At 39.8% G+C, this 19,299-nt stretch carries 18 protein-coding genes and 1 riboswitch; of the genes, 5 read left to right on the top strand and 13 right to left on the bottom strand.

What is annotated here, in order from left to right:
* Positions 1-148 precede the first annotated feature (148 nt).
* From metK to dnaA, 13 genes are all read right to left on the bottom strand, one after another.
* Entirely contained in the window at positions 149-1,333 is a 1,185-nt protein-coding gene (gene metK, locus DWW86_RS15920; protein WP_072522535.1) for a methionine adenosyltransferase, read from the bottom strand.
* Between the two features lie 256 nt (positions 1,334-1,589).
* A riboswitch (SAM riboswitch) is annotated at positions 1,590-1,690 on the bottom strand.
* A gap of 90 nt (positions 1,691-1,780) precedes the next feature.
* Positions 1,781-3,073: a UDP-N-acetylglucosamine 1-carboxyvinyltransferase gene (murA, locus tag DWW86_RS15915; protein ID WP_072522534.1), complete on the bottom strand. Its 1,293-nt coding sequence runs from the start codon at positions 3,071-3,073 to the stop codon at positions 1,781-1,783.
* Between the two features lie 174 nt (positions 3,074-3,247).
* On the bottom strand, positions 3,248-3,754 hold the full coding sequence (locus tag DWW86_RS15910) for a shikimate kinase (RefSeq protein ID WP_015541438.1): 507 nt from the start codon (positions 3,752-3,754) through the stop codon (positions 3,248-3,250).
* 79 nt (positions 3,755-3,833) lie between these two features.
* The gene (locus tag DWW86_RS15905) at positions 3,834-4,439 is read right to left on the bottom strand and encodes a flavin reductase family protein (RefSeq protein WP_072522533.1); all 606 of its coding nucleotides are present in this window, start codon (positions 4,437-4,439) and stop codon (positions 3,834-3,836) included.
* A gap of 18 nt (positions 4,440-4,457) precedes the next feature.
* Positions 4,458-6,128, bottom strand: a complete 1,671-nt coding sequence (locus DWW86_RS15900; RefSeq protein ID WP_072522532.1) for a putative manganese-dependent inorganic diphosphatase — start codon at positions 6,126-6,128, stop codon at positions 4,458-4,460.
* 29 nt (positions 6,129-6,157) lie between these two features.
* The gene (locus DWW86_RS15895) at positions 6,158-7,063 is read right to left on the bottom strand and encodes a S1 RNA-binding domain-containing protein (protein ID WP_072522531.1); all 906 of its coding nucleotides are present in this window, start codon (positions 7,061-7,063) and stop codon (positions 6,158-6,160) included.
* A 351-nt stretch (positions 7,064-7,414) separates the two neighbouring features.
* Complete coding sequence (locus DWW86_RS15890; protein ID WP_072522530.1) at positions 7,415-7,873, bottom strand: DUF1002 domain-containing protein; 459 nt, start codon at positions 7,871-7,873, stop codon at positions 7,415-7,417.
* A gap of 366 nt (positions 7,874-8,239) precedes the next feature.
* Positions 8,240-9,112: a 16S rRNA (adenine(1518)-N(6)/adenine(1519)-N(6))-dimethyltransferase RsmA gene (gene rsmA / locus DWW86_RS15885; protein WP_072522529.1), complete on the bottom strand. Its 873-nt coding sequence runs from the start codon at positions 9,110-9,112 to the stop codon at positions 8,240-8,242.
* 24 nt (positions 9,113-9,136) lie between these two features.
* Complete coding sequence (locus DWW86_RS15880) at positions 9,137-11,518, bottom strand: hypothetical protein (RefSeq protein WP_286187745.1); 2,382 nt, start codon at positions 11,516-11,518, stop codon at positions 9,137-9,139.
* Positions 11,519-11,575: 57 nt separating this feature from the next.
* Positions 11,576-12,667: a DNA replication/repair protein RecF gene (gene recF / locus DWW86_RS15875; RefSeq protein ID WP_072522528.1), complete on the bottom strand. Its 1,092-nt coding sequence runs from the start codon at positions 12,665-12,667 to the stop codon at positions 11,576-11,578.
* Between the two features lies 1 nt (position 12,668).
* The gene (locus DWW86_RS15870) at positions 12,669-12,875 is read right to left on the bottom strand and encodes an RNA-binding S4 domain-containing protein (protein ID WP_502696655.1); all 207 of its coding nucleotides are present in this window, start codon (positions 12,873-12,875) and stop codon (positions 12,669-12,671) included.
* A gap of 41 nt (positions 12,876-12,916) precedes the next feature.
* The gene (gene dnaN, locus DWW86_RS15865) at positions 12,917-14,032 is read right to left on the bottom strand and encodes a DNA polymerase III subunit beta (protein WP_072522526.1); all 1,116 of its coding nucleotides are present in this window, start codon (positions 14,030-14,032) and stop codon (positions 12,917-12,919) included.
* A 192-nt stretch (positions 14,033-14,224) separates the two neighbouring features.
* On the bottom strand, positions 14,225-15,604 hold the full coding sequence (dnaA, locus tag DWW86_RS15860; RefSeq protein ID WP_072522525.1) for a chromosomal replication initiator protein DnaA: 1,380 nt from the start codon (positions 15,602-15,604) through the stop codon (positions 14,225-14,227).
* 567 nt (positions 15,605-16,171) lie between these two features.
* On the opposite strand from dnaA, the gene rpmH reads away from it, so the two are divergent.
* The 5 genes from rpmH to jag are packed head-to-tail and all read left to right on the top strand — an operon-like array spanning position 16,172 to position 19,215.
* The gene (gene rpmH / locus DWW86_RS15855) at positions 16,172-16,306 is read left to right on the top strand and encodes a 50S ribosomal protein L34 (protein ID WP_005423866.1); all 135 of its coding nucleotides are present in this window, start codon (positions 16,172-16,174) and stop codon (positions 16,304-16,306) included.
* A gap of 56 nt (positions 16,307-16,362) precedes the next feature.
* Positions 16,363-16,725 carry a ribonuclease P protein component gene (rnpA, locus tag DWW86_RS15850; RefSeq protein WP_015541428.1) on the top strand — a complete coding sequence of 121 codons (363 nt, stop codon included), beginning with the start codon at positions 16,363-16,365 and terminating at the stop codon, positions 16,723-16,725.
* Positions 16,706-16,915 (top strand): membrane protein insertion efficiency factor YidD, encoded by a 210-nt coding sequence (yidD, locus tag DWW86_RS15845; protein WP_015541427.1) that lies wholly within the window; start codon positions 16,706-16,708, stop codon positions 16,913-16,915. The genes rnpA and yidD overlap by 20 nt, the downstream gene beginning before the upstream one ends.
* A 59-nt stretch (positions 16,916-16,974) precedes the next feature.
* On the top strand, positions 16,975-18,237 hold the full coding sequence (locus DWW86_RS15840) for a YidC/Oxa1 family membrane protein insertase (RefSeq protein ID WP_072523412.1): 1,263 nt from the start codon (positions 16,975-16,977) through the stop codon (positions 18,235-18,237).
* A 33-nt stretch (positions 18,238-18,270) separates the two neighbouring features.
* A complete protein-coding gene (jag, locus tag DWW86_RS15835; RefSeq protein ID WP_072522524.1) occupies positions 18,271-19,215 on the top strand; it encodes an RNA-binding cell elongation regulator Jag/EloR in 945 nt (314 codons plus the stop codon).
* The last annotated feature ends 84 nt before the right edge of the window (positions 19,216-19,299 follow it).

The raw sequence follows: 19,299 nt of genomic DNA, 5'->3' as shown, positions 1-19,299 counted from the left end.
GTCTCCTCGATATGCAATAAAAAATGAACGCATATTACGAACCATTTGTTCGATATATGCGTTCATTATATCATATCACTATATTCTTATCTCTAAATTTTCTATTAAATCAGTAAAAAGAGTTTATTCTTTATCCCTGTTCTGTTTCTTAGAGATATTTTTTGAGGTCTTCTACTTTGTCCAGTTTTTCCCATGGAAGATCTACATCTGTACGTCCGAAGTGACCATAAGCTGCAGTCTGTTTGTAAATCGGTCTTCTCAGGTCAAGCATACGAATGATTCCAGCCGGACGAAGATCAAAGTTTTCACGGATAATCTCAACAAGTTTTCCATCAGAAACTTTACCTGTTCCAAATGTATTTACATTGATGGAAGTCGGTCTTGCAACTCCGATTGCGTAAGAAAGCTGAATTTCGCATTTATCAGCCAGTCCTGCTGCTACAATATTTTTTGCAACATAACGAGCTGCATATGCGGCGGAACGGTCAACCTTTGTGCAGTCCTTACCAGAGAAAGCACCGCCACCGTGACGTCCTGCTCCACCATAAGTATCAACGATGATCTTACGTCCTGTCAGTCCACTGTCACCGTGAGGTCCACCGATTACAAAACGTCCTGTCGGATTGATAAAGTATTTTGTATCATCATCTACCATGTCTGCCGGAATGATTGCATCAAAAACATATTTCTTAATATCTTCATGAATCTGTTCCTGTGTAACTTCCGGATCATGCTGTGTAGAGCATACAACTGCATCTATACGGATCGGTTTGCCCTCTTCGCTGTATTCTACAGTCACCTGAGTCTTTCCGTCTGGTCTTAAGTATGGCAGAGTTCCGTCTTTACGAACTTTTGTCAGCTGACGTGCAAGTTTATGTGCCATGTTGATTGCATATGGCATATACTCCTCTGTCTCATTAGAAGCATATCCGAACATCATACCCTGATCTCCGGCACCGATTGCATCAATCTCATCTTCACCCATTTTAGCTTCCAGAGCTTTGTCTACACCCATTGCGATATCTGCAGACTGCTCATCAATTGCAGTGATAACTGCACATGTGTCTGCATCAAAGCCATATTTGCCACGGGTATAACCGATTTCTCTTACAGTATCTCTTACGATTTTCTGGATATCAACGTAAGCACTTGTAGTAATCTCACCCATTACAAGTACAAGACCGGTTGTAGTTGATGTCTCGCATGCAACACGTCCCATCGGATCTTCTTTCATAATTGCATCAAGAATAGCATCTGAAATAGCATCGCACATTTTGTCCGGATGGCCTTCTGTTACTGATTCAGAAGTAAATAAAATTTTCTCTTTTTCCATTGTTAAACCTCTTTCTGTAAATAATCAGTAAATTTATGTTCTACGAATTACTCCATTGCTTCGCAATTCTCGTAATTCTGCAATCATTCGGAATCCGCAGATTTTTTTCAAAAATCGCTACTTCCTCATGATTGGGCGGCTTCCAAATTCAAATGCCTATACGTGCAAGCACGAACGGCATTATGACTTTTTCAGCCTGTATAACAAAAATAAAGACAGCCCCAACAATAGGACTGTCTTGAATTCAATTTCAATCCTCTTATTGTTCGATGACTCGCTCAGGTTGGCACCTTCCTCATAAAAAGGGGTTGCCGTGGCTTCTCAGATCCTTTGTATCTCCACCACTCTGAATAAAAGGCCGCTTTATGAAGTTATTGCAGAACTTACAATATACTTATTTTATATAAATGTCAAGTAGTAACTCTGCTAAATTTTTGACAATTTTTATCATCCAACACGAAGACGGAATTTCTGGATTTCTTTCTCGCTGGAAACCTTCTCGATCTCAGCACCGAGGCTTCTCAGTTTCTCCTCAAAATTCTCATATCCTCTCTGGATATATACAATATCATCTACAACCGTAATACCGTCTGCTGCAAGACCGGCAATAACAAGCGCTGCTCCGGCCCGAAGATCCGGTGCACTGACTCTTGCTCCTGTTAGTTTCTTTACGCCGTCAATGATTGCGGAATTGCCTTCAACCTTGATGTTGGCTCCCATTCTGGAAAGCTCGTCCGCGTATTTGAAACGGTTTTCGAAAATACTCTCTGTAACAATACTTGTACCTTCGGCCAGTGTAAGTGTCACAGCGATCTGTGGCTGCATATCAGTAGGATATCCCGGATAAGGAAGAGTCTTTACATGTGTGCGGTGAAGTCTCTTGCCTGCACGAACACGTACTGCATCATCAAATTCCTCAACCTCACATCCGATTTCTTCAAGCTTTGCTGTAGTTGCTTCCAGATGTTTCGGGATAACATTCTTAACGGTTACATCACCGCCTGTTGCAGCGGCTGCAAACATAAAGGTTCCTGCTTCGATCTGATCCGGAATAATAGAATATTCGGTACGGTGAAGCTTCTCAACACCTTTGATGCGGATTACATCAGTACCTGCCCCCTTAATATTGGCGCCCATACTGTTCAGGAAGTTTGCGACATCTACGACATGCGGCTCACGTGCTGCATTCTCAATAATCGTACGTCCGGATGCCATTGCCGCTGCCATCATGATATTGATCGTAGCTCCAACGGACACAACATCAAGGAAAATATGACTTCCATGAAGGTTTTCGGTCTCTGCAACGATTGCTCCATGAAGAATCTTTACTGATGCACCGAGTGCACGGAATCCCTTAAGATGCTGATCGATAGGACGGCTTCCAATGTTACATCCGCCCGGAAGCGGTACTTCCGCATGTTTGTATTTACCAAGTAATGCACCTAACAGATAATAAGATGCACGGATTTTTTTAATATATTCATAATCAACACTGATATCTGCAATTGTAGATCCATTGATTTTGACTGTAGATCTGTCGATTCTGTCAACCTGAGCCCCTATCCCGGCAATTGCTTCTAACAAAACATTTATGTCTCTTACGTCCGGCAGATTTTCGATAAGGATCGTTTCATCCGTCATAATGGCTGCAGAAAGAATTGCAAGTGCAGCATTTTTGGCGCCACCTATTTCAACTTCGCCCACTAATGGATTGCCGCCTTTGATTACATACTGTTCCATAAAACACCTCTATAATTATTTTCACTCCGTAAGCCGAAGCGAATGCCAGAAATAAATTTCTATCTCACTTTCAGTCACTTGTCCCAAAAGCTCAATTTCGTATTATAGCACATATTTGCCATTTGTAAATAAAAATTTCTTCTGTACAGTTCTGCTCCCCTGCTTGTACAATAGTTACTTTGCTTTCTCTTTTAGTGTTTCCAAAAGAAGCTCCAGACTTGCTTCCAGATCTTTCCCCTCCTGATCTACCACAATATCTGCATATTTTTCATACAGCGGAGTTCTTTCTTCATACAGACTCTCAAGAGTCTGCCCTTCTCGCAGCAAAACGCCGCGCCCCTTCAGATTTCCAAGGCGCTTTGCCAGAGAATTCAAAGATAATTTCAAATAAACAACTGTTCCAACAGACTTCAGATGCTTCATAGCTTCTTCACAGTAGACGACACTTCCACCTGTTGCAATTACAGTATTTTCTGCTTCTATGGAAGCATTTACACGGTTCTCTACATTTTGAAATCCCTCATATCCTTCTTCTTCGATAATCTGCCACAGGCGTCGATTCTCCTGTTTCTGAATGAGAAGATCTGAATCGAGGAACTGATACCCCAACACCTTTGCCAGCACAACACCGATCGTACTTTTTCCAACTCCCGGCATTCCAATCAATGTTATATTATTCATAAAGTGTTTTCTCCCGTTTTATAAATTGCTTAACTTATATTTTATCATAAACACTGTAATTCTGCAATCCCTTTTAAAATCAGGCTTTGCGGCCTTTTGGGGATGCTTTTTGCGACGTTTTTTTCTTCTTTTTGACGCTGTATCCAAACGTTCCCAACTGCTTTCCAGTCCCCATATATTCCCCATGGGAATAAACAAGTGGTTTTGCAAGATTCAGATCAAAACGATTATTTTCGTCCATATAGTGTTCGTCTGCATGAACAGCTACTACATCTGCCAGAAACATATGATGGGAACCAAGCTCTTTGATTTCTTTTACCCTGCACTCGATGGATACAGGTGACTCCTGAATCATCGGTGCACTTACAATATCAGCTTTTTCGCGGGTCAGTCCTGTCTCTTTGAATTTGTCTACATCTCTTCCTGAACGGACACCACAGAAATCTGTTGCTTTAGCAAGTTTCTCAGTCGTAAGATTAATGACAAACTCTCCGGTCTCTTTTATCATGTGATAAGAATGACGCTCCGGTCTTACTGAAATATAAACCATCGGAGGATTGGTACATATGGTTCCTGTCCATGCAACCGTTATAATATCATCTTCACCTTTGCCGTCTGTAACACTCACCATAACGGCCGGAAGCGGATACAGCATATTACCCGGTTTCCATGTCTGCTTTGTCATTTTTCGCCCTCCGTCTGTTTATACGTAATCGCCGCCGCTCATCTGTGCGGCTTCCATCAGTGGCGGGATCAGCTGTTTCTTACGTGATACCACACCTTTCAGATAAATCGTGCCGTTTTCCGGCTGCATTTTAAATGCATTTACCGCCATCTCTTCACTTCCCTCACCATAGAAAAGAAGTTCCGTGGACTGTTCTATAATATTCGTAAGCATAAAGTAAACTCTGGATACTCCGTGTCTGCCACATTCGCTGACCATAAACGGAAGCAGTCTTTCTTTGATTTCTTTAAGTTCATCTGCATCCATGGAACTGATCTGTCCCACACCGAAGCAGACATCTCCCTCTGCGATAAATTTCTTGTAATCCTGATAAAAAATTTCCTCAGGAGATTTATCTTTCAGATTGCTTCCTGCCTTAAACATCTCACGCGCAAATTCTTCGATGGAAATATCTGCGATCAGTGCAAGTGCTCCTGCCGCCATCTTATCCTGCAGTGTGCAGGTTGGAGAACGAAACATCAGGGTATCGGAAATGATTGCTGCGCAGAGAAGTCCCGCGATTTTTGATGGAATCTCAAGCTTCTGTTCGCCATACATCTGGTACATGATCGTGCCGGTACAGCCAACCGGCTGGTTGCGGAAACTGATCGGCTGCATCGTCTGCAGTGTTCCAAGTTTGTGGTGATCGATGATTTCCATAATCTCAGCCTTATCTATATTATCTACAGCCTGGTCTTTTTCATTATGATCTACGAGAACCACTTTTTTCCTGTGCATGTCAAGGAAATTACGACGTGAGATCGTACCTATACATTTTCCTTTTTTGTCAATGACCGGGAATGCACGATGACGGTGTTTGATCATCACATCCTGAATATCATCTGTAAAATCTTCGGTTTTAAATGTTACGAGATTTTCGGTTTTCATAATATATTTCACCGGAATACTCTGGTTAATAAGACGTGAGATCGTAAATGTATCATATGGTGATGAAATGATGATGATATCTTTCTCATGTGCCAGCTTCAGGACTTTTTCTGTCACTTCGATTCCAAGTCCGACGATGATACAGCTAACATTCTGCTCAATTGCCTGCAGATGGTCTTCTTCACGGTTTCCCATGATGATCATGTCATTTTCTTCGACATATTCTTTCATTTTATCCGGGTTGGCAGTTGCTACCATGATCTTTCCCTGAACAAAATAACCGTGTCCGTTACCTTCGACCACCTTTCCTCCGATAGTCTCGGCAATTCTCTGATACTGCGTCCGCGCACGGGAAAGAAGATAACTGTCGGTCGTATCCATGTAAGTTTTGGCAATATCACCGATTGTGATCAGACCTTCCAGAGTACCGTCTTTTTCTCTGATTGGGAGCGAAACGATGCTGTTTTCCTGCATCAGATCCCATGCATTTTTCAGTGACATGCTCTTGTTTGCCTCAGGACTTAAACGAATATCCATATCCTTTACCTGTGTACCGATATTGCTTAAATATCCCGGCGGCTGCACACCAAAACGGTTCAGTACGTATTCTGTTTCTTCATTGATCTGTCCTGCACGCTTCGCAATATATTTGCTGTCCTGTGTGGTTCTGTTTTTGATATCACAGTAAGCTATTGCTGAGCAGATAGAATCTGTGTCCGGATTCTTATGTCCGATAACAAAAATTTTTTCCTGTTTTTTCATAAAAATAAAAACCTCTGAATATATGTTTCTTAATCTAATTTAATATTTGCAAAAAGAGAGCCAAGTGACGTTGTTGCCTGCTGTCCGGCATCCGGTACTTCATATACCTCTTCTTCGATTTCCTTTGCCATCATGTCAGATGCTTCTTTGATGCTGAGACTTAACTTGCCATCTTTGATTGCAGTTACTTTAACTTTTACTTTGTCGCCGACTGCCAGCACTTCGGATGGTTTTTTGATTCGTTTTTCACAAATCTGGGAAATATGAACCAGTCCGGAAAGTCCGTTTCCAAGGTCAACAAAAGCACCGTACGGCTGAAGACTTTCTACAGTTCCTTCTGTTACCAGTCCAATCTCAAGGTTTGAAACTTTATTTTTTCTTTCTTCTTCCGCTTTTGCTCTGAGAATTTCTTTTGCGGAAAGAATCAGTTTCTTGCTGTCCTTATCTACATCAATGACCTGAACCTGAATCGGTTTGTTCAGATATTCTTCAGTATCTTCTACATATCCAAGTGCAAGCTTTGATGCCGGAATAAAACCACGTACACCTTCTACATATGCGATTACACCAGCATTTGTAATTCCCTTAACTACTACATCAATAACTTCTCCGGATGTCTTTAATTCTTCCAGTTTGTCCCATGCAAGAATGTCAGAAGCTTCCACTCTGGAAAGAAGGATATTTCCATGACCGTCATCTTTGCGTACGACTGTTGCAGATACCTCATCTCCTTCATGTACTTCTTCTTTGATATTAAATCCCGGCTCTCTGCTGTAATCTTCTACCGGAATCACACCTTCTGCATAATATTTCAGATCAAGGATTACTTCTTTTTCATCTACACTGATTACCGTTCCTGTAAGAATATCGCCTTCTTCTATTTTTTTCATAGATTCTTCCAGTTCTTTTTCGTAATCTTTCATTGATTCAGCCATGATATTTCGTTCTCCTTTACTTTTTTTTTATTATATTATAACACCAAAAATAAAAAAAGCCCCAAAATAGGGCTTTATAAACGAGGAGTGCCCCGGCAGTGGTTTACCGGGGCGATTATTATGAAAAAATTTATGTGTAATGAAGAACATTACAACGTCTGTTTTGTGTAGCTCTTTCGAACTGCACTTATCATATCAATTAATTATGAACACATTATGAACAAGCAATGAATCTTTCGTGTATTTGCACAAATTTCAATATTTATCTCGTATTTTTTTATAAAATTACTACATATTCTTTTTTCACATGGATTTTTTCATTTGTTTATTTTATATAATTTTCTCTATTACTTAGTTCAACAAACTTTTTGCGATGTCGATGAGTTTTCCGATAATGCCCTTGACATCATCTTTCGTAATTCCAAGACTTTCGAGTTTATCATACACCTTTGTGATCTGGGATCTCAGCTCTGTTTCATCAAGGTTCATATTTTTGAATTTGTTGTATAACTGAACCAGAGTGGATTTCTCAGAATCGGTAAGTGATACACCAAGTCCGCTTGCTGCCACATCAATAGCACTGCTGATTTCCTCATCGGATACATCAACCTGTCCGATTGCATCTTGTGCTGCAACAATAATGTCTACTACTTTATCCGGATCAGAAAGAAGATCATCAATTCCGCTGTCCTCCAGAACTGCTACTGCCTGATCTACTGCATCAGATGTTGTATCTGCATAAACCATTGCCGGTGTCATGCAGGTAAGAACTCCTGCAAGAATAATTGCGCTTAATTTGTTTATTTTCATTTTAATTACCTCCTGAATCAACTGCCTTTTTGGGTACGCTCTGCATTATAGCACACTTTTTATCATCTCTGTAAAATTCTTTTTCATTTTTACGCCACTTTTTGCCATACTCATTCATAAAAGCTTCGACAATCGTTCACCATTTTTTCATAACTTAAACACGATTCCATCATATTTTCCGGATATACTAAGACCATAAAAATAATACAGCCAACATTATTTTTATAAATTTTCTTTTTCATATGTTGATTACCAAAAGGTAATTAACTCTCCTTCCTTTTAAATTAAATAAAATAACTATAAAGGGCATCCGACCAATAACCGGATGCCTTTTATAGTTGATTTTATTTGCTTATTAATTATTTTTTATTTCATATCGTGGAAAATATCGGACAGTTTTGCGAACTGCTCCAGTGTCAGTGCCTCTCCTCGAATATTTAACGGAAGTCCGCACTCTGTAATTGCTGATTCTACCTGCTCTTTTGTATAATTCAGCTCCTGAGAATTCTTAAGACCATTTGCAAGTGTCTTTCTTCTCTGGTTAAAAGAAGCACGGATAATACGGAACATCAGCTTTTCATCCTTTGCCGTAACCGGCGGATTCTGATGACGTGTCAGCCTGATCACCGCACTCCCAACCTTCGGTCTCGGCATAAAACAGTTCGGTGGCACATTTGCCACGATTTCCGGCTTCGCATAATACTGGACTGCCAGTGATAAAGCACCGTAATCTTTGGAACCCGGTCCTGTCTGCATACGGTCTGCAACTTCTTTCTGTACCATGACCGTTATCGAATCTACCGGAACATGACTTTCAAACAATCCCATAATGATCGGTGTCGTAATATAATATGGCAGGTTTGCCACGACTTTGATCGGACGTCCCTGATTTTTTTCATCTGCGATCTTACGGATGTCCGTCTTTAAAATATCTCCGTGGATCACATTGACATTATCCCACTCTTTCAAAGTATCTTTCAAAATAGGAATCAGTGCATCATCTATTTCTACTGCCGTCACTTCCCTTGCAGAATCCGCAAGATACTGGGTCATCGTTCCGATTCCAGGTCCGATTTCCAGTACAAAATCATCTTTTGTGATTTCAGAAGCCTGTATGATCCTGTCCAGAACATGTGTATCGATCAAAAAATTCTGACCAAACCTTTTCTGGAACACAAATCCATACTTTTGAAGAACTTCAATGGTATATTTTGGATTTCCGAGATAAGGTCTGGTCATAATTTCCTCCTGATGCATGTTTTTTTAATTAAAATCTTTTTCGTAAAGTACTTTATATCCGTCCTGATTTACTTTTTTCTTGGATATAAGTTTACGGATACCGCCTTTGGATTTCATGATTGCATTGTCAATCATATCTTTGACAGCACCGATATTCATCGGCTGGTCCTCTTTCTGACTTGTACTGATAAGGTTGTACAGTGCAAGCATGCCCATCTGATCGATCGTATATCCATTTTCTCTTGTGTACACTTTTGCAAAGTTTACAAGTTCATCATTGGTGAATACCGGAATATTGATCATAGATGTAAACTTCGATGTAAATTTCGGGAATCTCGCAATCAGCTTGCGCATACCGATTTTTTCATCTTCAATGATTACGATCAGTCCGTCTGTGCGGAATTCCATTGCTTTATTTAACTGCTCGACTGTTTCTTTTGTGAGCTGATTCGCATTTTCGATAACAAGGAAACCACCGGACATCTTCTTCACGATTTCTGCAATATTCTTGCCATTGATCTGATCAGCAAACACATAGGCAACCTTGGATGCTTCCAGATTGAGTTCTTTACAGATTGCAGGAATCAGTCCGGAAATCAGGCGTGTTTTTCCTGTTTCACGAGCACCCATGACGATCACGTTACCGGTTTTTGAGGTCTTGTCTGATGCATTGATCTGTACATCATACAGTGCTTCGACAATCTGTTCTCTCAGTCCCGGAACTTTTGCAAAATAAGTAAACAGTTTTTCTTCATCCTCAGTCAGTTTTTTCTCCCGCGGAATAATGTCATCTGCGTTATTGTCCGGCTGCATGGAATCAATGAAATGTTCCAGTTCTTCTTCCTGTGTCAGAGGTTTCGCTGATTTTTCCTTTTTGGAATGTTTTACTTCTTTCACCGGAATTTCAACTGTTTCTGCAAGATCATCCTCATCTGTATTTCTTCCGACAGGACCGTTCATAAACTCATCTTCTGCACTCTGAAGGTCTTCTTCTGTCATAAAGTCATCCGGATCTTCTTCCGGTTCCAGTGCTTTAACCGGTTTTTTGGGCTGAATCGGATCTTTTGGAATCTCAATTCCCTGTTCGCTTGCAGCCGCAAGAATTGTATCTTCAAGATTAAAATCAAATTCTTCATCAGAATCTTCTTTATCCATTCCCGGAAGACAGATATTCGGTGCCTGTGGGATTTCTGTTTCGAGATGAGCATCCACATTGAAATTCTTCATGGATTCCGGAATTTCAAGCTCCGGCATCTTAAATTCAGTCTCATTTTCCGGTGCAGCCGCTTTCGCTTCTTCGGCTTTGTCCTCAGTCACCGAGGCCTTCTCCTCTTTTAGAACTTCCTGTGCTTCTTCCTCCGAATCATTCTTGATTTCTTCTTCTGTAAATTCTTCGATTCGTTCTTCTATATCACTGAATACAGACTGTCCTGGATTTTTCGGTGCATGAATCACCGCATCTTCTGGTTCAAGCTCCGGAACATTAGTCGGCTCTTCCTCCGAAGAAATGTCTTTGATCATTTCTTCCTGCACTTCTTCTGCCGGTGTCTCAGATTCTTCCTCGGTCAGCTCTTCGCTTTCCTCTTTTCGCTTGCCGCTGAAAATATCACGGATGCCTTTGGAGATTTTTTCCTGAAGACTTTCTGCTCCGTTTACATCACGTTCATCAATGCGAACACTCTCGATTACCGGCCTCTCATCCTCTGCTTTTTCAACTTCAGATACTTTCTGTCCTTCTTTGTCAGTATTTAATTCGGCTGCTTCTTCTACCGTTGTAAGGTTCGGAATAAACTGTTTGTCATATTTTTCCTTTTCTTTTCCGGTCAGCATACCCATACGATTCTTAAGATCCAGTGCTTTCATGACATATTTGCCTTCACTGAACCAGAGAACCATCTCATTACAGAGATCCAGACATTTCTCTGTATCACCATTCTGATAATACAGTTTTGCCAGTTCGTAAGACCATCTTTCTGTAAATTCTTTTTCTTTGTATTCTTCCAGAATCCTGATCTGCTGATCAAGCGGAACCTGCTTTTCTTTGCTTATTTTATAATTCAGAATATACCGGGTACTGTCATTAGGGGCAATTTCCAGAAATTCTTCATAAAATTCCTCTGCTTCCTGAATATCCTTCATCTTGAGGGATACTTCAATCAATCGGTATAAAATGTTTTTGCCAATAGGAGCTCTGTGATAAGCGAGAAGAAAAATCTCCTTACTGTCCTCGTATCTTTTATTTGCTGCGTAAATCTCACCTACAACACATAAAGTACGGACATTCTTCACACGACGCCAGTCAATACTGTCTACAACTTCCATGGCATCCTTGTAATTTTTCTTTTCTACAAGGCGATTTATTTCTTCAAGTTTGATCCGAAATTCCTCTTTATCCAATGTATTCACCAACTTTCCAATAGTTAAAACCAGTGTATCATAAGCATACTTGCTTGTCAAAATACTTTAGCCGCTTACCGGATTATAAACTTCTCCCTTTATGACTCTGAAAACCTTGTTGATATGAAACTGGTTACTGACAAAATCATCCAGGCCGGTACAGGTGATCAGTGTCTGAATATCATGAATACAATCCAGAAGGTACGTCTGCCTGTTGCTGTCCAACTCTGAAAGTACATCATCCAGCAAAAGTATCGGCGTATCTTTAATTTTTTCTTTCACAAGATAGATTTCTGAAAGTTTCAAAGACAGAGCAGCCGTACGCTGCTGTCCCTGGGATCCGTATTTGCGTATATCAATCCCATTTACCACAAAACTCAGATCATCTCGATGCGGTCCTGCGGATGTCATCTTCATTCTGATATCTCGTTCTCTGTTTTTCTTTAAAACATTTTCAAAATCTTCTGCTTCCGTACTCGGCTCATAAACAACTTCCAGATGTTCAATTCCTCCGGTCAGATTATGGTGAATATCCTGTATTACCTGATTCAGATCACGAACAAAATCTTTGCGCTTTTTGATAATCTTTGTGCCATACTGCAGCATCTGCATATCCCAGATATCAAGTGTCTCCTTCAGAGAAGGATTCATATAAAGATCCTTCAGAAGGCGGTTTCTCTGGTTCACTATGTGATTATACCCGGCAAGATCAGTCAGATAGATCTGATCAAGTTGACATAATTCCAAATCCATAAACCTTCTTCTCTCACCTGGACCATTTTTTATAATATTCAGGTCTTCCGGTGAAAAAAACACAAGGTTTACAATACCGAATAATTCTCTGGCTTTTTTGATCGGCAGTCCGTTGATTGCAACGCCTTTTGCCTTATTTTTACGTAGGTGCATATCTATTTTGTAAGAAAGCTCATCTTTCCGGATCATCATCCGAATGTGAGATTCTTCTTCTCCGAACCGGATGATCTCTTTGTCCTTGCTTCCTCTGTGAGATTTTGTCGTCCCACAAAGATACACCGACTCCAGAATATTAGTTTTTCCCTGTGCATTATCTCCGTAAAAAATATTGGTTCCTTTATCGAAGTCAAGCTGCAGATTCTGATAATTCCTGTAATTTTTAAGCTCTAACGATTCGATATACATATTATTTGATTACTTTTATTTCCTGATTTTCATATGTGATCACATCGCCTACATAAACTTTGCGGCCTCTGCGCTCATCCACTTCTCCATTTACCTGAACCAGACCATCCTGAATCGCATATTTGGCTTCCACACCATCTTCCACAACTCCTGCAAGTTTCAAAGCCTGTCCAAGTTTGATAAATTCATCTCTGATTTTGATTTCCAAATCCATTCACCTCTTATTATCCTGACTGATTAACACTTACATTATCTGCTCTGATTCTGGCTGATATTAACCGGAAGAATCAGATATGTGTAGTTTTCTTCATCATCTCTGATAAAGCATGGTGCCTTCGGATTCATCAGATACATATTAATCACTTCATCATCGATAACTTTCAAAGCATCGATGAGGAATTTCGGGTTGAATCCTATCACGATATCTTTACCGGATTTTTCAATATCGATCTCTTCATTCATGGATCCCATCGCAGAATCAATCTTAAGTTCCATACTGCCATCTGTGATTTCGATAACGATCGGCTTTTTGTCACCTTCTCTTACAAGCAGAGTTGCACGATCGATACAGTCAAGAAATTCTTTTTTGTTGACACTGACTTTTGTATCGTAATCACTGGAAAGCATTTGATCGATACGGAAATATTCACCTTCGATCAGCCTAGATACGACCATTGTCTGGTCAAACTCGAATAAAATGTGGTTCTTTGTAAAATAAATGCTTACCTGATCATCGATCTCACCAGACAGGATCTTGCTGATCTCACTGAGTGTCTTTCCAGGAACGACAATCTTACGGTCGGAATATTCTCTCTTAAGAGGCATCTTTCGGATAGAAATACGGTGTCCGTCAAGAGAAATAATTTTCAGACAGTTATCTTTGATTTCGAACAATTCACCAGTCATCAGACGGTTGTTTTCATTCACTGCAATAGAGAAAATAGTCTGGCGAATCATCTCTTTCAAAGTAAACTGAGATAAAGTAAGAGAGTCATCTTTTTCAATAACCGGAAGGTATGCAAAATCCTCACCTGCTTTTCCGGGAATGGTAAATTTTGCTTTTTCGCAGATAATTGTTGCTACATAATTGCTGTCAGTTGTAATGGTTACATCATTATCCGGAAGTCTTCGTATGATTTCATAAAAGATTTTGGCATCAAGGGCAACCATACCTTTTTCTTCGATGTGTCCGTCTACGATTGTTTCAATACCAAGTTCCATGTCATTGGTTGTAAATTTAATCTGGTTTGTGGTTGCATCCATAAGGATACATTCCAGGATAGGCATTGTTGTCTTAGAAGGAACAGCTTTCAAAGATATATTTACGCTTTTTAAAAGATTACTTTTGGAACAGATGATTTTCATGTGTGTGTAACTCCTTTCTGTATCGGAATCGGCCTTATAAATAAAAATATATAAAGAAATCCGCCGTAGCCGCCTTAGGGGGGTGTGAATATGTGAAAAAGTCTTTCAAACCTTGAAAAACGGGGATTTCTTCACTGTATAACTTCGTGTAAAAGTACTTTCAAACTTTGAAAATGTATGTGGAAAAGTCATTTAACCCTGTGGATTAATTTTTTTCTTAAGTGTTTCGATCGAGTTTTTGAGGTTATCATTTACCTTTAATTCATTCTCGATTTTTTCTATCCCGTGCATAACTGTAGTATGGTCGCGGTCACCAAGATTTTTTCCGATTGTTTTGAGTGAAGTGTCGATAATATCACGGCACAGATACATTGAAATCTGGCGTGGCATAACGATTTTGGAGCTTCTCTTGTTTCCGCAGAGGTCAGCGACAGTTACGTGATAGTGCTCTGCAACAACGGAAATGATATAATCCGGTGTTATCACTTTCTGTTCATTAGGAGAAATGATGTCTTTGAGTGCCTGTTCTGCCAGTTCGAGTGTAACTTCTTTCTTTTCGAGCTTGGAACTTGCCATTACTTTATTAAATGCTCCTTCCAGCTCACGAATGTTGGATTTTATATTGGTAGCGATGTATTTGATAACTTCTTCGCTGATATTATAGCCTTCCATTTCTTCTTTTTTGTGAAGAATTGCCATTCGGGTCTCATAATCAGGCAGTGTGATGTCTGCAATCAGACCCCATTCAAATCTGGAACGGAAACGTTCTTCCAGGATTTCCATATCTTTAGGTGGTTTATCAGAGGAAATGATGATCTGCTTTTTCGCACTGTGAAGGCTGTTAAAAGTATGGAAAAATTCTTCCTGTGTAGATTCCTTTCCTATAATAAACTGAATATCATCGACAAGAAGTACATCAATATTTCTGTATTTTTCGCGGAATTTGGACATAGCGGAATTATTTCCGTTACGGATTGTCTCGATCAGCTCATTTGTAAATTCCTCACTGGTAACATACAGAACCTTGCTGTTTTCATCGTGCTCGATAATGTAATGAGCGATGGAATGCATAAGATGGGTCTTGCCAAGTCCGGCGCCTCCATAAATAAAAAGCGGATTGTAGGTGTCTCCCGGAGATTCTGCAACAGCAAGGGCTGCCGCCTGGGCAAATTTATTGTTGTTACCGACGATAAAGGTATCAAAAATATATTTGGGATTCAGATGAGCTTCTTCGCAGCGGCGGTCAATGTCAGATATCGCTGTAGATGCAGATGTATTATCATAAGAAGAAACTTCTTTTTTAGGGGCCTCATCAGGAGATATAAATTTGACTTCACACTCTTCCATTCCGGTTATTTCACAGATCGTAACCTGAAGAAGAAGTTTATACTTTTTATTAAGAAGATTTATTAAAACAACCTGCTCGGATGGTACCAGAATCGTGATCACATGATCCCGGACATCGTAGACTTTCAGCGGTTTTAACCAAGTATTAAAGGCAACGTCGCCCACGTCATAATCTGCTTTGACTGTCTGCAGAATTTTATCCCAGTTTTCAATAACTTTATCCATGTTTCTATCTCCCGGTTTCTTTGAAAGTTTATAATATAGGTCAAAAGACATAAATATCCGTTTATATATTATAATAAATTCTTTTGTTTAGCAATGATTATTTGAGGGTTTGCGTGGGGAAAATTAAAGAAAAAAAGAGAAGTTTTCCACGTTGTCCACATGTGTATAACATGAAAATGGTGGATAAACGCTCATGGGTTTACATAAGTCTGAACGATGTGGAAAAAATCCTATGGGGATTGTGTATAACTGTGTCCACATAAAAAATATTGTAAAATAAAGACTTTTTTTAGGGGTATGTGTAAAATTAAGTCGTCTTTTGGGGATAGATTTAGTGTAAAAAATGAAGTTATCCACAAGTTATCCACAAGATGGTGGATAACTTTACGTTAACCATATCTTTCCACATTGGCATGTGGGTACTTTTGAGAATTGAAAAAAAGCCTGATTTTGTAGAATTTTTTAAGATTTTTGCTTGACGAACAGGGGTGTTATGAATATAATTGAAATGATGTTCTATGAAAATATTATGAATAAGGTATAATAGATAAAGGAGGTGCTTTACCTATGAAAATGACATTTCAGCCAAAGAAAAGATCCAGAGCTAAAGTTCATGGATTCAGAGCTCGTATGAGCACAAAGGGTGGCCGTAAAGTATTAGCTGCCAGAAGATTAAAAGGAAGAAAACAGTTATCAGCCTAAGATATAAGACCGCAGTTATGTGGTCTTTTCTTCTATAATAAAAGAAGGGGGATTCGATGAAATACTCAGAGTCCTTAAAGAAAAACAGAGATTTTCAACAGGTTTACAAGCGTGGAACATCAAAAGCAAATCGGTATCTGGTGATGTACGTGCTGCCAAATCAGCACATGAAGAATCGTCTGGGAATATCAGTAAGCAAAAAAGTAGGAAATAGTGTGGTCCGCCACAGAATCACCAGACTGGTAAGGGAAAGCTATCGTTTAAATGAATCTTTATTTAAAAAGAATCTTGATATTGTCGTGATAGCCAGAAACTCTGCAAATGGTACAAACTATCATGAGATAGAGAAGGCATTTATGGATCTGGCGAGGAAGCATGGAATTGCAGGAGATAATGTAAATGAAGAAACTTCTTATTAAACTGATACGTCTCTATCAGAAATATATATCACCGATGAAGAGAACAAAGTGTCCTTATATTCCCACCTGTTCTCAATATGGTTTGGAAGCAATCGAAAAATATGGTGCATTAAAGGGAGGATTACTGGCAGCTTGGCGAATTTTAAGATGTAATCCTTTTTCTCATGGAGGATATGATCCTGTACCATAAATGTATAGGTGGAGGTGGCTCCATCAGATTATCCAGGAGGAACTAGAAAATTGGAAAGTATGATTTTGGCTACTAAGAGTGGTACCCCGATCATTGGTCAGATCGCAGTAGTGATGGGATGGATCATGAATGCAATCTACAAGGTTCTGGATGCAGTTGGAATTCAGAATATCGGTCTTTGTATTATTATTTTCAGTATACTGATCTACCTTTGTATGACTCCTCTGCAGATCAAACAGCAGAAATTTTCTAAGCTGAGTGCGATCATGCAGCCTGAGATCCAGAAGATACAGAAGAAATATCAGGGTAAAAAAGATCAGGATTCCATGATGAAGATGCAGGAAGAAACACAGGCAGTATACCAGAAATATGGTGTATCTGCGACAGGAAGCTGCGTTCAGCTGGCAATCCAGATGCCGATCCTGTTTGCCCTGTATCAGGTAATCCAGAACATTCCGGCTTATGTTGGAAGTGTTTACAATGTATTTAACGGCGTCTGCACAAAAATCCTTGCAGTAGACGGATTTACAAATATCATTAATAACTTTATCACAGATAACAAGATGACACGAGTAAGACAGGTTACGGAAAATGCAGATTCTATCGTAGATTTCCTGTATGCTCTGTCTCCGTCCCAGTGGGAATCCTTACAGAAGATCAGTCAGTTTTCCGGATTTTCTGATCAGATCAGCAAAACTGCTTCTGAAATTCAGAAGATGCAGACTTTTGGTGTACTGAACATTGCGGATCAGCCACTGAGCTATATTAAAACAGGATCTCTGATCCTTATCATTGCAGCACTTGCAATTCCGCTTTTATCATGGGCAACTCAGATGCTCAACTTAAAACTTATGCCACAGGCAGCAACACAGAACGGAAATGATGGCAACAACGCAATGGCAAGCTCCATGAAGACTATGAACACAGTTATGCCGCTGATGTCAGCATTCTTCTGTTTCACATTCCCGGTAGGTCTTGGTATTTACTGGATTGCCAGTTCAGTAGTAAGAAGTATCCAGCAGCTTCTGATAAACCGTCATCTGGACAAGATGAACATTGATGATCTGGTAAATGAAAATATGAGAAAGATGGAAGCCAAGAGAGCTAAAGAAGGTCTTCCGCCTCAGAAGATTACCAATCAGGCACATCAGAGTGTTAAAAACATCAATAAAATTGACAAGGGCATGAGTGGTACAGATGAAAACAGCCGTGCGAAGAAGGTGGAAGATGCTTACGAAAAGGCTTCACACGCAAAAGCCGGAAGTATCACAGCCAAGGCAAATATGGTAAGAGATTTTGATGCACGTAATAAGAAGAAATAAGTAAGAAACAGGAAAGGAAGGCGGGGTTTTATCATGGGCGAATATATGCAGTTCTCAGCAAAAACCAAAAATGAGGCAATTACCAAAGCATGTATTGAACTGGGTGTATCCAGCGATCAGCTTGATATTCAGGTAGTGAGTGAAGGCAGCTCCGGATTTTTCGGAATCGGAAGCAAACCGGCGATCATCAAAGCTCGCAAAGTAGAAGAAAGTTCTGAAGAAAAAGAAATCGAAAAAATCGTGGATTCTGTTAAAATCGATGCTTTTAAAGAAGAAACTGCGAAAGAAGTACAGAAACCTGCAGTGAAGTCTGTTTCTAAAACACCGGAAATCAAAAAAGAATCCGGTGCAGAAAAGGCAAAAGAAGAAAGACAGCCAAAACCGGCTAAAGAAAAACTGGTCAAAGAAAAAGTTTGCAGAGAGAAACAAGTCAGAGAACAGAAGGAAAGACCTGCAAAAGAAAAACCGGTCAGAGCTGCAAAGGCAATAGAGATTATTACAGATCCGGAAGAAATCAAAGATATCGAAGAGAGAGCACTTGTATTCCTGAAAGATGTATTTGGTTCTATGGATCTCGGAGAAGTAACGATCACTTCCAAATACAACACAACAGACGGCTGTCTGGAAGTTGATTTCGAGGGCGAAGACATGGGCATCCTCATCGGTAAGAGAGGACAGACACTGGATTCTCTCCAGTATCTGACAAGCCTTGTAGTAAACAAAGGAAAATCCGATTACATCCGTGTAAAACTGGATACCGAAGATTATAGAAGACGTCGTAAAGAAACTCTCGAAAACCTGGCAAGAGGAATTGCCTACAAAGTCAAAAAGACAAGAAAACCGGTAGTACTTGAGCCGATGAATCCTTATGAAAGAAGAATCATCCACTCTGCACTTCAGGGAAACAAATTTGTTGAGACAGTCAGTGAGGGAGAAGAACCTTACCGTCACGTAGTTGTAAAATTAAAAAGATACTAATATGTGATTTTTAAAAGATGTTATTCTAGGTGAAAGCGTGAATAACACGTGCTTGACGTGTGCTTTTTACCTTGAATAACATCT

The sequence above is a fragment of the Ruminococcus sp. AF17-22AC genome (assembly GCF_003460065.1).
Lineage (GTDB): Bacteria > Bacillota > Clostridia > Lachnospirales > Lachnospiraceae > Blautia_A.
Note: the sequence above shows the minus strand (reverse complement) of the source record. Positions and strands in the feature narration are given on the sequence as shown.

Coding starts and splice junctions, on each gene's coding strand:
- metK (WP_072522535.1), bottom strand. CDS start 1,333: ATGGAAAAAGAGAAAATTTTATTTACTTCTGAATCAGTAACAGAAGGC.
- murA (WP_072522534.1), bottom strand. CDS start 3,073: ATGGAACAGTATGTAATCAAAGGCGGCAATCCATTAGTGGGCGAAGTT.
- DWW86_RS15910 (WP_015541438.1), bottom strand. CDS start 3,754: ATGAATAATATAACATTGATTGGAATGCCGGGAGTTGGAAAAAGTACG.
- DWW86_RS15905 (WP_072522533.1), bottom strand. CDS start 4,439: ATGACAAAGCAGACATGGAAACCGGGTAATATGCTGTATCCGCTTCCG.
- DWW86_RS15900 (WP_072522532.1), bottom strand. CDS start 6,128: ATGAAAAAACAGGAAAAAATTTTTGTTATCGGACATAAGAATCCGGAC.
- DWW86_RS15895 (WP_072522531.1), bottom strand. CDS start 7,063: ATGGCTGAATCAATGAAAGATTACGAAAAAGAACTGGAAGAATCTATG.
- DWW86_RS15890 (WP_072522530.1), bottom strand. CDS start 7,873: ATGAAAATAAACAAATTAAGCGCAATTATTCTTGCAGGAGTTCTTACC.
- rsmA (WP_072522529.1), bottom strand. CDS start 9,112: ATGACCAGACCTTATCTCGGAAATCCAAAATATACCATTGAAGTTCTT.
- recF (WP_072522528.1), bottom strand. CDS start 12,667: ATGTATATCGAATCGTTAGAGCTTAAAAATTACAGGAATTATCAGAAT.
- dnaN (WP_072522526.1), bottom strand. CDS start 14,032: ATGAAAATCATCTGTTCCAAAAGTAATCTTTTAAAAAGCGTAAATATA.
- dnaA (WP_072522525.1), bottom strand. CDS start 15,604: ATGGATAAAGTTATTGAAAACTGGGATAAAATTCTGCAGACAGTCAAA.
- rpmH (WP_005423866.1), top strand. CDS start 16,172: ATGAAAATGACATTTCAGCCAAAGAAAAGATCCAGAGCTAAAGTTCAT.
- rnpA (WP_015541428.1), top strand. CDS start 16,363: ATGAAATACTCAGAGTCCTTAAAGAAAAACAGAGATTTTCAACAGGTT.
- yidD (WP_015541427.1), top strand. CDS start 16,706: ATGAAGAAACTTCTTATTAAACTGATACGTCTCTATCAGAAATATATA.
- DWW86_RS15840 (WP_072523412.1), top strand. CDS start 16,975: ATGATTTTGGCTACTAAGAGTGGTACCCCGATCATTGGTCAGATCGCA.
- jag (WP_072522524.1), top strand. CDS start 18,271: ATGGGCGAATATATGCAGTTCTCAGCAAAAACCAAAAATGAGGCAATT.